This is a genomic window from Agromyces agglutinans, from assembly GCF_009647605.1.
GTDB classification, from domain to species: Bacteria; Actinomycetota; Actinomycetes; order Actinomycetales; family Microbacteriaceae; genus Agromyces; species Agromyces agglutinans.
In genome coordinates this window covers 125,495-137,544 of the sequence record NZ_WJIF01000007.1, presented here as the reverse complement: position 1 = coordinate 137,544, position 12,050 = coordinate 125,495, and the positions used below count along the sequence as shown (strand labels likewise).

12 protein-coding genes are annotated in these 12,050 nt (G+C 71.6%); 9 read left to right on the top strand and 3 right to left on the bottom strand.

Going from position 1 to position 12,050, the window contains the following annotated elements; genetic code table 11:
* The first annotated feature begins 3 nt into the window (after window positions 1-3).
* The 4 genes from GE115_RS12765 (at window position 4) to GE115_RS12750 (ending at window position 4,921) form a co-directional block, all read left to right on the top strand.
* Window positions 4-759 carry an N-acetylmannosamine-6-phosphate 2-epimerase gene (locus tag GE115_RS12765; RefSeq protein ID WP_246190766.1) on the top strand — a complete coding sequence of 252 codons (756 nt, stop codon included), beginning with the start codon at window positions 4-6 and terminating at the stop codon, window positions 757-759.
* Window positions 752-3,460 (top strand): glycoside hydrolase family 38 N-terminal domain-containing protein, encoded by a 2,709-nt coding sequence (locus GE115_RS12760; protein ID WP_172979906.1) that lies wholly within the window; start codon window positions 752-754, stop codon window positions 3,458-3,460. The genes GE115_RS12765 and GE115_RS12760 overlap by 8 nt, the downstream gene beginning before the upstream one ends.
* Window positions 3,457-4,395, top strand: a complete 939-nt coding sequence (locus GE115_RS12755) for a BadF/BadG/BcrA/BcrD ATPase family protein (RefSeq protein ID WP_153685167.1) — start codon at window positions 3,457-3,459, stop codon at window positions 4,393-4,395. The genes GE115_RS12760 and GE115_RS12755 overlap by 4 nt, the downstream gene beginning before the upstream one ends.
* 70 nt (window positions 4,396-4,465) lie before the next feature.
* Window positions 4,466-4,921 (top strand): GNAT family N-acetyltransferase, encoded by a 456-nt coding sequence (locus GE115_RS12750; protein ID WP_312855137.1) that lies wholly within the window; start codon window positions 4,466-4,468, stop codon window positions 4,919-4,921.
* A 72-nt stretch (window positions 4,922-4,993) separates the two neighbouring features.
* On the opposite strand, the gene GE115_RS12745 is transcribed toward GE115_RS12750, so the two are convergent.
* Window positions 4,994-5,899 carry an arginase family protein gene (locus GE115_RS12745; RefSeq protein ID WP_153685166.1) on the bottom strand — a complete coding sequence of 302 codons (906 nt, stop codon included), beginning with the start codon at window positions 5,897-5,899 and terminating at the stop codon, window positions 4,994-4,996.
* 97 nt (window positions 5,900-5,996) lie between these two features.
* Here GE115_RS12745 and GE115_RS12740 point away from each other — a divergent pair, with 97 nt between their 5' ends.
* The 4 genes from GE115_RS12740 to GE115_RS12725 all read left to right on the top strand — a co-directional run bounded on the left by GE115_RS12740 (window position 5,997) and on the right by GE115_RS12725 (window position 9,407).
* The gene (locus GE115_RS12740; RefSeq protein ID WP_153685165.1) at window positions 5,997-6,632 is read left to right on the top strand and encodes an NAD(P)-dependent oxidoreductase; all 636 of its coding nucleotides are present in this window, start codon (window positions 5,997-5,999) and stop codon (window positions 6,630-6,632) included.
* On the top strand, window positions 6,632-7,117 hold the full coding sequence (locus GE115_RS12735; RefSeq protein WP_153685164.1) for a MarR family winged helix-turn-helix transcriptional regulator: 486 nt from the start codon (window positions 6,632-6,634) through the stop codon (window positions 7,115-7,117). The genes GE115_RS12740 and GE115_RS12735 overlap by 1 nt, the downstream gene beginning before the upstream one ends.
* Window positions 7,117-7,989: an SDR family oxidoreductase gene (locus tag GE115_RS12730; RefSeq protein ID WP_153685163.1), complete on the top strand. Its 873-nt coding sequence runs from the start codon at window positions 7,117-7,119 to the stop codon at window positions 7,987-7,989. The genes GE115_RS12735 and GE115_RS12730 overlap by 1 nt, the downstream gene beginning before the upstream one ends.
* 443 nt (window positions 7,990-8,432) lie before the next feature.
* The gene (locus GE115_RS12725; protein ID WP_172979904.1) at window positions 8,433-9,407 is read left to right on the top strand and encodes an NAD(P)-dependent alcohol dehydrogenase; all 975 of its coding nucleotides are present in this window, start codon (window positions 8,433-8,435) and stop codon (window positions 9,405-9,407) included.
* A 15-nt stretch (window positions 9,408-9,422) separates the two neighbouring features.
* On the opposite strand, the gene GE115_RS12720 is transcribed toward GE115_RS12725, so the two are convergent.
* On the bottom strand, window positions 9,423-9,992 hold the full coding sequence (locus GE115_RS12720) for a TetR/AcrR family transcriptional regulator (RefSeq protein WP_172979903.1): 570 nt from the start codon (window positions 9,990-9,992) through the stop codon (window positions 9,423-9,425).
* Between the two features lie 46 nt (window positions 9,993-10,038).
* Window positions 10,039-11,046: a LacI family DNA-binding transcriptional regulator gene (locus GE115_RS12715; protein WP_153685161.1), complete on the bottom strand. Its 1,008-nt coding sequence runs from the start codon at window positions 11,044-11,046 to the stop codon at window positions 10,039-10,041.
* A 105-nt stretch (window positions 11,047-11,151) separates the two neighbouring features.
* Between GE115_RS12715 and GE115_RS12710 the strand changes: the two genes are divergently transcribed.
* Window positions 11,152-12,045 carry a ribokinase gene (locus GE115_RS12710; RefSeq protein ID WP_153685160.1) on the top strand — a complete coding sequence of 298 codons (894 nt, stop codon included), beginning with the start codon at window positions 11,152-11,154 and terminating at the stop codon, window positions 12,043-12,045.
* Window positions 12,046-12,050: the final 5 nt, after the last annotated feature.

Here is a 12,050-nt window from a genome sequence, read left to right as displayed (position 1 = left end):
ACCATGCCCCACCTGACGTCCCTCCTCGACGACCTCCGAGGCCGCCTCGTCGTCTCCTGCCAGGCGTATCCCGGCGAGCCGCTGCACGGGCCCGGCCACATGACCGCCATGGCGCTCTCCGCCATCGCGGGCGGCGCCGCCGGCATCCGCTGCGAAGGGCCCGATGACGTCCGCGCCATCCGGGCCGCGACGACCCTCCCGGTGATCGGCCTCTGGAAGGTCGGGCACGAGGGCGTCTACATCACGCCGACCCTCGACCACGCGCTGCGCGTCGCCGACGCCGGCGCCGACCTCGTCGCGATCGACGCGACGGCTCGGCCGCGACCCGACGGGCGCACCCTCGCCGAGACGATCGGGGCGCTCCACGAGCGCGGCATCGCCGTCATGGCGGATGTCGCGACCTTCGCCGAGGGGCTCGCCGCCGCCGACGCGGGCGCCGATGTCGTGAGCACGACGCTCGCCGGGTACACCCACGAGCGCGGCGACGCGGCGGATGCCCCGGACCTCGAGCTCGTGCGCGCGCTCGCCGCGGCACTCGACGTGCCGGTCTTCGCCGAGGGCCGCATCGCGACGCCCAACCAGCTCGCCACAGCCTTCGAGGCGGGCGCGTGGAGCGTCGTGGTCGGCGGGGCGATCACCCGACCGGCCGCGATCACCGCGTCGTTCGTCGCGGCGATCCCCGCCCACGCGGCTGCCGCGGGCGTCGCGACCGCCGGCCCCGTCGGCGCGACCGAGACGTCAGGAGGCCTCCGTGGCTGACCAGACCCCGACGTGCCATGTCGTCACGCACGTGCACTGGGACCGCGAGTGGTACCGGCCGTTCGAGTCGTACCGCACGCGCCTCGTCGAGCTGGTCGAGCAGGTCTCACGGCAGCTGGATGCCGGGGCGATCGACTCCTTCCACCTCGACGGGCAGACCATCACGCTGCGCGACGTGCGCGACCTGCGGCCCGACCTGGTCGACCAGGTGCGCCGGCACGTGCAGGCCGGCCGCCTCACGATCGGCCCGTGGCATGTGCTCGCCGACAACCAGCTGGTGTCGGGCGAGAACCTCATCCGCAACCTGCTCGCGGCGCGCCGACACGGCGCGAGCGTCGGCGCGCTCACGGGCATCGGCTACTCGCCCGACGCGTTCGGGCACCCCGCCGACCTGCCGCGCATCCTCGCCGGGTTCGGCATCGACACCGCGCTCGTCTGGCGCGGAGCGCCGGCCGAGCACGCCGAGTTCCGCTGGCGCTCGCCCGACGGCAGCGAGGTCTACTCGGTCAACCAGTGCTACTACGGCGTCGACGTGCTCTGGAACGACGAGGGCCGCGGTGAACGGCTGCGTGGGTTCCTCGACTCCGAGGCCGAGCGCCGACCCGGCGGCCCGTGGCTGCTCATGAACGGCGCCGACCACGTCGCCCCGCGCGACACGACCCGGCTGCTGGCCGACTCGGACGCCGACGCCGGCGGCCGCGCCGCGGTCGTGCAGTCCTCGCTCGAGCGGTTCTTCGACGACCTGCGTGCGGCCGCGCCGTCACCCGCCGTCGTCGAGGGCGAGCTGCGCCACCTCGGCGGCCCGGGCACGTTCCTGCTGCCAGGCACGCTGTCGACCCGCGTGTACCTCAAGCAGGAGAATGCTGCGGCCGAGGCGCTGCTCGAGCGGGAGCTCGAGCCGCTCCTGGCCGCAGAGGTGCTGACGCCTCGACCGATCGCTCCGGCGCTCACGGCCGAGCGCACCGACGTGACGCCCATCGACGCCGACGTCACCGGGCACCTGCGGCACGCCTGGGAACTCGTGCTCGAGAACGCGCCGCACGACTCGATCTGCGGCTGCAGCGTCGACGAGGTGCACCGCGAGAACTCGGTGCGCTCCGAACGGGTCATGCAGCTCGGCGACCAGCTCGTGCGCCGGGCCCTGCTGCGCCGCGGACTGGACCCCCGCGTGCACGCGACACCCGCGACGGAGTCCACCCGCATCGCCGTGCATCCGCCGATCGCCGACGCTGCACGGCGCGACCGCGCCCGGGTCGAGGCCGACGTCGTGATCGCCCCCGATCGTGTCGTCGCCGGGCTCACCGCCCCCGACGGGAGCGACGTCGCCGTCGAGGTCGAGGATCTCGGAACGGGCATGTCGTTCGAGGCCGACCTCGACCTGCTGCCCGACTCGGTGCCCGCGCGCCGTCAGCGGCTGCGCTTCCTCGCCGAAGGCGTCGCGCCCGGTGAGACCGCGGTGTTCACGGTCGTGCTCGCGGCTCGCGAGCCGGCCGCGCCGACGCGCACGCACGTGCCGGTGGGGGAGGCGATCGCGCTTCCCGACGGTCGACACCTCGTCGTGACATCCGATGCCGGTTTCGACATCATCGACGAGGCCGCCGGCACGACCTACGAGGGTCTCGCACGGCTCGTCGACGGCGGCGACCGCGGCGACACGTACACGTACGACCCGCCCGCGAGCGACCGGATCGTTCCGGCGACGGCTGCCGACGTCACGGTCGAGCGGACCCCGGTCCGCACCGTCGTGCGCTGGACGGCGACGCTCGACGTGCCGGTCGCCCTCGACGACTCGCGGGACGGGCGCACCGACGAGGTCGCCACCACGCCCGTCGAGATCGAGGTCTCGCAGTGGCACGGTCGCGACGGACTCGACTGGTCAGCCTCGTTCACGAACGCCTCGCTCGACCATCGCCTGCGCGCGCACTTCCCGGTTTCCGGAACTCCCGGCTTCTGGCGGAGCGGCCAGCACTTCTCGAGTCTCGATCGCCCGTTCGGGCCCGAGCTCGGTGAGCTGCCCACCGAACGCAACCGCGAGGCCGAGATCGGCACGCACCCGGCGCACGGCTACGTCGTCGCGGGTGCCGGCGACGACGCGGTCGCGCTCGTGCTCGACCACGTGTCGGAGGTGCAGGGTCTCGAGGCGACCCCCGAGCGCCCCGCGGAGCTCGCCCTCACGCTGCTGCGCAGCACCGGCTGGCTCTCGCGCTTCGACCTGCGCACCCGCACCACGGGAGCCGGCCCCATGCTGCCGACGCCCGAGGCGCAGGTGCTGCGGCCGGTTCGCGCGCACGTCGCGTTGCGGCTCGGCGCTTCGGCCGCCGACACCTACGCGCTGGCGGACGCCGCCGATGCGCGGCGGGCACAACCGGTCGCGACCCAACTGCGCGAGGGCACGGATGCTCCGGCAGCGGCACTGCCCGCGGCCGTCACGGTCGAGGGCGCCATCGTCTCGGCCTTCAAGCCGGCCGACGACGGTGCAGGGGCGGTCCTCCGCCTCGTGAACCCGACTCCCGACGCCCGCACGGCGTGGATCGCGGTCGACGCCGGAATCGGCGTCACCGCGGTTCGGTTCGACGAGACGCCGGTGGCCACCGGCGGGGCGCTCGTGCCGATCGAGGCCGACGGCGGCAGGGGACGGGTGGCGGTCGAACTCCTCCCGCAGGCGAGTACGAGCTTCCGGCTCGAGACGATCGACGGATGAGCACCGCGCCCGACGTGCGGGTTTGCATCGACGCCGGGCAGACGTCGATCCGCGTGCGCATCTCCGGCGGTGACGGCAGTGTGAACGGCGGTGGCGCGGTTCGCGAGGCATCCTTCCCCGGCATCAGGGGCGACCGGCCGATCATCGCGCAGATCGCCGACCTGATCGCGCGGGAGGACGGATTCGGCGCCGACCGCATCGCGGTCGGGCTCACCGGCTTCGAGCACGAGCCGGAGGCCGCCCGGCACCTGCTCGACGCTGCGCCACACGTGCAGCACGCGGTGGTCGCCCACGACTCGGTCACCGGATACCTCGGCGCGAACGGGCTCGCCCCGGGCGCGGTCGCCGCAGTCGGCACGGGCGTCGTCGTGCTCGGCGTCGGGCCGGCCGCGGTCGCCCGGGTCGACGGGTGGGGATCGGTGCTCGGCGACGACGGCAGCGCCTACTGGATCGGTCGCGCCGGACTCCAGGCCGTGCTCCGCGCCCACGACGGCCGTGGCGAACCCACCGCGCTCTCCGCTCTCGCCGTCGACGAGTTCGGGGAGCTCGATCGCCTGGGGCTCGCCGTCCAGGCTGATCCCGATCGCGTCGCCCGCATCGCGAGGTTCGCACCGCAGGTCACCGGGCTCGCCGACACCGGCGTCGACCCCGTCGCGGTGGGCATCGTCGATCGCGCGGCGGCCGAACTGGCGTACTCCATCGCGACGGCGGTGCATCGAGCCGGCGTCGCCGGTGTCGACGCCAGACTCAGTGCGACGGGTCAGGTGGTGGGATCGATGCGGTTGCTCGAACGGCTCGCCGGCGAACTCGACGAGCTCCTGCCGGGCTCCCGGCTCGAACCGGCGCTCGGCGCGCCGATCGACGGCGTCGAACGGCTGCTCGACCTGCCGGAGGGGCATCCGCTCGGTGCATTCGTCAACGCTGCCGCGCGGTGATGCTCGTCGGCGGCCCCGATGAGTCGGGCCAGGATCGCCGTGAAGCCTCGGCCGGGATACCGTGTGTCGGGTGAAGGATCTGCAGATCGGGACAGCTCGAGCGAGCGATGTTCCGGCGGTGCGGGCGCTGGTCCGCGAGGCGTACGAGCCGTACACCGCACGCATCGGTCGGCCTGCAGCGCCACTCACCGACGACTACCAGGCGATCGTGGCTGAAGGACGGGCGATCGTCGCGCGCCGCGCCGGCCGGATCGTCGGCCTCTTGGTGACGTCGGTGCGTGCCGACCACGTGCTGGTCGAGAACGTGGCGGTCGCAGCGAGCGAGCGGGGATCGGGCCTCGGGTCCGCACTGCTTGCGCTCGCCGACGACCAGGCGCGAGCGGCGGGCGTTCCCGAGGTTCGTCTCTACACGAATGAGCGCATGACCGAGAACCTCGCCTACTACGCGCGGCGCGGCTTCCGCGAGACCGGTCGCGGCACCGAGAACGGGTTCGCGCGCGTGCACTTCGCACGCCGCACCGATTGAATCGGGTGGATGGAGCCCCTCGGCGTCGTGCGCCATCGGGTTCTGCGGGACGGCGGGGATGAGGCCCCCGCCTCACCCCGGCATGAGTGCGCGACCCAGCGTCTCCACGAACCGCGACAATGCGCCGGGGTCGGCGTCGGCGTGGGCGGGGTTGATCTCGCCGACCGATAGCGCTCGGCAGGAGGGATGCCGCCAGAGCTCCGCGATCGCCTCGCCGAGCTGGTCGAGCGTCGGCCCGGAGTTGCGGCCGTTGACGTTCTCGGCGATCGGCGCGTCGATGAAGTCGAGCACGTCGACGTCGACATGCACCGCGATCGGACCGTCGGGGAGGGCGGCTGCCGCACGCCGAGCGGCGATCGCCGGCCCGGCGACGAGCTCGGCTTGCGTCACGATCGGGAGGCGGAGCCGGGCGACCTGGTCCCGCTCCCACTCGGTCGAGCTCTGCGGATCGACGCCGAGGTAGGAGAGCCGATCCGGCGTGAGCAGCGGTCGTTCGCCGAACGCGTCGACCAGTTCGTCGGCCGCATCCGGCAGCGCGAGGGCGTGTGCGACGCCCATCCAGTCGAGTGTTCCGTCGGTCGTGCTGGCCGGCGTGTTGAGGTCGAAGTGGCGGTCGACATACACGAGGCCCGGCCCCGGCGCACCGCCGACCTCACGCAACCCCGCCACGACGCCCAGCGTGATCGTGCAGTTGCCGCCGATGACGAGCAGACGATCCTCGGCGGAACGGAGCGCGGCAACGGACGCGGCGAGGGCTCGCAGCGACGCGACGACCTGGCCGAGATTCTGGGCAAGCCGGTGCTCCCGGTCGGGTGCCCACGCCTGCATGGGCAGGTCGCCGGCATCGTGCACGTCGTATCCGCTCGCCGACAGGGTAGCGAGCAAGCCTGCTTCGCGGAGCGCGCGGGGCGCCTGCTCCTGCCCGACCGAGTAACTTCCGGCACTGCTCGGGACCCCGATCACGTTCAACACCGGCATGGAGCGAGCCTAGGCGGTGCCGATGACGAAGACGGCTCGCAGCAGGCCGGCGAAGTGATCTGCATCCGCGAGGTGCTTTAGCCGCTAAACTACCCCCATGACGACCATCGCCCTCTTCGGCGCCACCGGCAAGACCGGCCGCCGCGTGCTCCACCGCGCCCTCGATGCCGGCTACGACGTACGAGCCCTCGTGCGTGATCCCGACGCCCTCGATGTGCAGCACGAACGCCTCACCGTGATCCGCGGCGACGTGCTCGACCCCGCCGCCGTCGACTCCGCCGTCGCCGGGTCCGACGTGGTGCTGAGCCTGTTCGGCCAGGTGAAGGGCTCGCCCAAGACGCTGCAGGCCGATGGCACGCGCAACATCGTCCGGGCCATGCAGGCGCACGGCGTCCGCCGCATCGTCACGCTCTCGGGCGGCGGACTTCGAGCCGGAGACAAGGACCGGCCCAAGGCGCCCGATCACGTCATGCGGTTCCTCCTGAAGACGCTGGCCGGCCATGTGCTGGCCGACGCCGAGGCGCACCTCGACGTGCTCCGCGAGAGCGGTCTCGACTGGACCGTCGTGCGCGGCCCGCGTCTGCTCGAGACGCCGGGTGCGGGCACCTACCGGGTCGGCTGGGTCGGCGTGGGCACCGGCATGCAGATCAGTCGCGACGACCTCGCCGACTTCATCGTCACGCAGGTCGACGACCGCAGCTTCGTGCATGAGATGCCGTTCGTGAGCGCGTGATGACGCCCTCGTCGCCGGCGGCGGGAGCGGGAGCGGCACCGGATGCGGGCGCCGCTCCGCGGTCGGGGCACGTCGCCGCGGTGCTCGAGGCCGTGACCCTGCTCGGCCGAGCGATCGCCGCGGAGCGGCGCACGCCGTTCGAGGGCAGGTCGCTGACCCGGTCGCAGATGGAGACGCTGTTCCTCCTCGCGCACGATGCCGCGCCGGTCACCCCGGGCCGCGTCGCCGAGCGCCTGGGGCTCACGGCGGGCGCGGTGACGCAACTCGTCGACGGGTTGAAGCACGAGGGTCTCGTCGATACCGCCCGGCATCCCGAAGATGCCCGTTCGCGGATCCTCCGGCTCACCGACGGGGCGGCCCGGCAGGTGGCACGCTTCGAAGCCGACACGGTCGCGAGGCTGTCGCCGTCGTTCGACCGACTGCGCGACGATGAACTCGTCGAACTCGCGCGCCTCCTGCGCGCGGTCACCGAGGGGGAGCACTGATGGCGAACGATGTCGTGTTCGTGACCGGAGCAACCGGCATCGTCGGCGGCGGCGTGGCCCGGTCGCTCCTCGAGCGCGGTGTGCCGGTCGTCGCCGCGGTGCGAAGCGAGGCGGATGCCGCGCGCCTGCCCGAAGGCGTCGTCGCGCGGCGGTTCGAGTTCGGCATGGCGCCCGCCGAGATCGAACTCGCACTCGCCGGCTGCGACCGCCTCTTCCTCATGCGACCGCCCGCGATCGAGGACGTCCGCACCTTCCTCTTCCCAGTCATCGATGCCGCGAAGCGGCGCGGCATCCGCCAGATCGTCTTCCTGTCGTTGCAGGGGGTTCAGGCGAATCGCAAGACGCCGCACCACGCCGTCGAGCAGTACCTTCGCGAAACGGATGCCCCGTACACGAGCCTGCGGCCGAACTTCTTCATGCAGAACCTGTCGACGACGTACGCGGCGGAGATCCGCGACCACGACGAGATCTTCGTGCCCGCGGGGCGCTCGTTCACCGCCTTCATCGATGCGGAGGACATCGGGCGGGTCGCCGCTGCGGTCTTCACCTCGCCCGGCCATATCCGCAAGGCGTACACCCTGTCGGGTGAGCAGTCCCTCACGTACTCGCACGTCGCGCGGATCCTCACAGACGTGCTCGGCCGTGGCATCCGGTACGCCCGCCCGAGCGAGGGGGAGTACCTGGCGCGTCTTGAGGAGCAGGGCGCCCCAGCCGATTACCTCGCCGTGCAGAAGATGATCTACCGCGTCGTGCGGTTCAACGTGTCCGCGTTCCCGAACCGGATGGTGCGCAAGCTCACGGGCCGGCCGGCGACGACGTTCCGTGAGTTCGCGGAGCGGGAGCGACGCGTGTGGGAGCGCCCGGCGGGCTGAGACGGCGGATTCGAACGAGCCCGGCCGGTCGGGCGCCGACGCCGCTCGCCCGCGAATTCAGCGGCCGAGCAGCGCGAATATATCGCCGACGGCGCCGAGATGACCGAGCTTCTCGGGATTGAGCTGATTGGTGAGCGTGCCGATCGCCCCGCCTTCGGTGTGCACCGTGAGCACCGAGAGCAGGTCGCCTTCCGTGTTGCGGGTGCCGCCCTACTCGAGTTGGCGCGACGGGTTCCGGCATGGAATGGGTGGGACCGGCGATCTCGGTCGGGACGGCGGTGTCAGCCCGGTGACGCCCGGTCTGGAGATCGCCGAGCCCTTGATCTGGGAGTGGGGTCCGGCGCGGGCTCTCAGTTCCGGGCGTTCCGGCCGACGCGACGTGGAGTCCCTCGTACGCTCGCTCGAGTCAGTGAGGCGGAGAGCCTCTGGAGAGAGGAACGAACATGACGGCGATGCGAGCGGCTGTATTCGATCGATATGGACCGCCGGAAGTCCTGCGGATCGCGATGGTACCCAAGCCGCGTCCGGCAGCGGGCGAAGTGCTCGTTCGGGTACTGACGACAAGTCTGAACGGTGGCGAAGTCGAGGCGCGCGCCGGCCGGCTGAGCGCCGTGCTCGGCCAGAACTTTCCGATGCGCACGGGGGTCGATCTGGTCGGTGAGATCGTCGAGGTCGCAGGCGATGTTCGCGACGTGCAGGTGGGGCAGGTTGTCTGGGCCACGAGCGAAAGTCCTCCGGGCACGGCGGCCGAATACGTCGCCGTTCGCCGCGGTCGCTTGTCGCTCTCGCCCACCACGCTGACCGCAGCTCAGGCTGTGACCATGCCCGTGGGCGCGACGACCGCCCTCACGGCGTTGCGCGACAAGGTCGCGATCAAAGCCGGCGAGCGGCTGCTCGTGCGTGGGGCGACCGGCGGTGTGGGCAGCTTCGCGGTACAGATCGGCAATCTCCAGGGGGCGCACGTCACCGCCCTCGCACGCGCGGAGGCGCTCGAGACCGCGCGGGCGCTCGGCGCCGACGAGGCGATCGACTGTCGCAGCACACCACTGTCGGCGCTGGGGCGATTCGACGTGATCCTCGACACGGCAGGGACGGACCTCCGCGCGCAGCGCCGGCTGCTGAACACCGGCGGTCGGATGGTGACCATCACGATCGACATGAATCGACGTCTGGCGAGCCTGGCGTATCTGCTGGGTTCCACGATTCACGGGTCGCGGCGGGTGCGCATCTTCCGTGGAGATCCCGATACCGAGCTGATGACCGAGGTGGCGATGCTCGCCGACCGGAGCGTGCTGCGACCGATCGTGAACGAGGTGTACCCCCTCGACCGAATCGCCGACGCCCATCGATCGCTCGAAGCGGGAGGCGTGATCGGCAAGCACGTCATCGAGATCGCGAAGCCGTCCGTCGTGGGCTGAGTGCGTCGCCGCCTGTCACGACGCAGAGGCGGCGCGAAAGCCCGCCAACAGGTAGCCGGCGAGCTTCTTCGAGGCGGCGCGACGGGCCGCCACGTCACCCTGCACCAGCCCCGCGTTCGCGGCCAGCACGAGTGCGAGATCTTCACGACCGAAGTCGGGCCTGAGCTCTCCGGCGTCCTTCGCCCGCTTCACCAGGTCGGCGAAGGCCGCTTCGGCGACTCGACGTTGCCCGTCGAACTCGGATGCACCGCCGGGCACGGCGGCAAGGAACGAGCGCGTCAGCCCGCGACCATCTGCGTCCACGGTGCAAAGCGCTTCGATTGCGGCACAGAACCCTCGCCAGGCATCCGGATCACGTGAGGCGTCGAGGATGCTCGACACGCATTCGTTCACACGATTCGTGAAGACTGCGGCCACGAGCGCATCACGGGTGGGGAATCGACGGTAGATCGTCGCCGCACCGACACCCGCACGCCGAGCTATCTCGGACGTGGCGACGTCCAAGTCGTGTTCGGCGAACAGTTCACGGGCCGCCGCGATGATTCGTTCCCGGTTGCGGCGGGCATCCTGCCGGAGGTCGCGCACTGGCCCATCGTACGGAGAAATCAGACGGTGCATCGCGGCCCTTGCTTCAACGCTCGCATCCGCACGATTCCCGGAGCTTCAGCTCGTGCGGGAAGATCGCATGCAGCTCGCCGTTCGGCGCCTCGTCCAGCACGCGCTTCAGGGCGAGCTGCGCCATCGCCTGGATCGGAACAGCGACGACGCTCAACGACGGTGAGCTGTACTCGGCTTCGACGGTGCCGTCGAACGACATCATCGCGATCCGCTTGGGGACCGCGACGCGGGCGTCGCGGAGTGCGCGGAGCGCGCCGATCGCCTGGATGTCGGAGGCCGCGAACATGGCTGAGACGTCGGGATTCGCAGCGAGTGCCTGCGCGGCCCTGTAGCCGCCGTCGCGGGTGAACGGCGCGCTCTGCTCGAGTCGGGCGAGGTCGGCCCGGGCGACGAACGGCGCGAGTGCATCGCGCCACGCGTCCTTGCGCGCATTCGCACCGATCGACGTGTCGGGTCCGCCGATGAATCCGATGCGCGTGTGCCCGTGCACCTCGCGGAGGTGTTCGATCGCGGCACGGGTCGCACCGTAATCGTCGGCGACGATCGTGGGCACGGCGCCGTCCTGCAGCTGCCAGTCCATCGAGACGAGTCGGGTCTCCGAGGAGAGCAGGGTCTCGAGGAGCGCCGGCTGCTCGATGCCGAAGACGACGAGGCCGTCGAGGTCGCGGCGGAGCAGGCTTCGCACCTGCTCCGACTCCTGCTCGGGGTCGCCGGTGGTGCCGAGCATGACCGAGTACCCGGCCGCGTGCGCGGCATCCTGCAGGTGCTTGGCGAACTCAGCGAAGAACGAGTTGCTGATATCGGGCACGACGAGCCCGATCACGCCGGAACGGGCGAGCTTGAGCGCGCGCGCGGCCGCGCTCGGGCGGTAGCCGAGTTCCTCGATCGCGTCGAGGACGCGTCGTCTCGTCGCCTCGGCGACGGGTCGGGGCCCATCGTTGAGGACGTAGCTGATCACCGCCGTGCTCACGCCGGCTCGCCGGGCGACGTCCTCGCGCGTCGCGCGCCGCTGCTTCTCCATTGGCCGCCTCCCTGCTCGAACCTAACGGTTGCAACCGGCGAGCTCAGTCGCTATGGTCCTCTACAGGTCAAGTCTACTGGAGTAGACAACAGGGAAAGGGCGGAGATGCCGAAGGTGCTGGTGCTGGGCGCGATCAACCAGGACGAGGTCGCTCGCGTGAGTCGGCATCCGCTGCCGGGGGAGACGGTGGTCGCCACCGGCGTCGCGACCTCGCCCGGTGGGAAGGGTGCCAACCAGGCGGCGGCGGCAGCGGCGAGCGGCGTCGAGGTCCAGTTGATCGGGGCGGTCGGCGATGACCGTGCGGGCAGCCACCAACTCGAGGCGCTCTCGCAAGCGGGCGTCGACGTGTCGATGGTGCGCAGGGTCATGGAGACCGCGACCGGCCGGGCGTTCATCTGCGTCTCGGATGCCGGCGAGAACTCGATCGTCGTGATGCTGGGCGCCAACGCCTTCGTGTCGCCGGCGACGCTGCACGGCGCGGCCACTCCCGACGTGGTCGTCGGCCAGACCGAGGTCGGGGCCGTGCCCGTCGAGGCGCTCGGAGGCTTCGCCGCCGAGTGTGGAGCTCGCCTCGTCATCAACAACGCGCCGGTCGTACCCTTGAGCCCGCGCCTGCTCGCTGCGGCGGACCCGCTCATCGTGAATCGCCACGAAGCCGCAGACATGCTGCGCCCCGATGACGCTGCGACGGCGGACGAGCTCGACCTCGTCGCGCGGCTCCGGCGATCCACCGGCGCGCGTTCCGTCATCGTCACGCTGGGGGCCGACGGATGCGTCATCGCCGATGCCGCCGACGTGCGGCGGCTCCCCGCGGTCGAGGCCGACGAGGTGGTCGACACGACCGGCGCGGGCGATGCGTTCGTCGGCGTCCTCGCTGCCTCCCTCGCGCGGGGGCGCTCCCTCGACGCATCCGCGATCGAAGCTTCTACCGCCGCATCAGCGGTAGTCGCCCGGCACGGCGCGCGCGCCGTGCCGGGAACCATGGCCCTCACCGACTAGGCGAG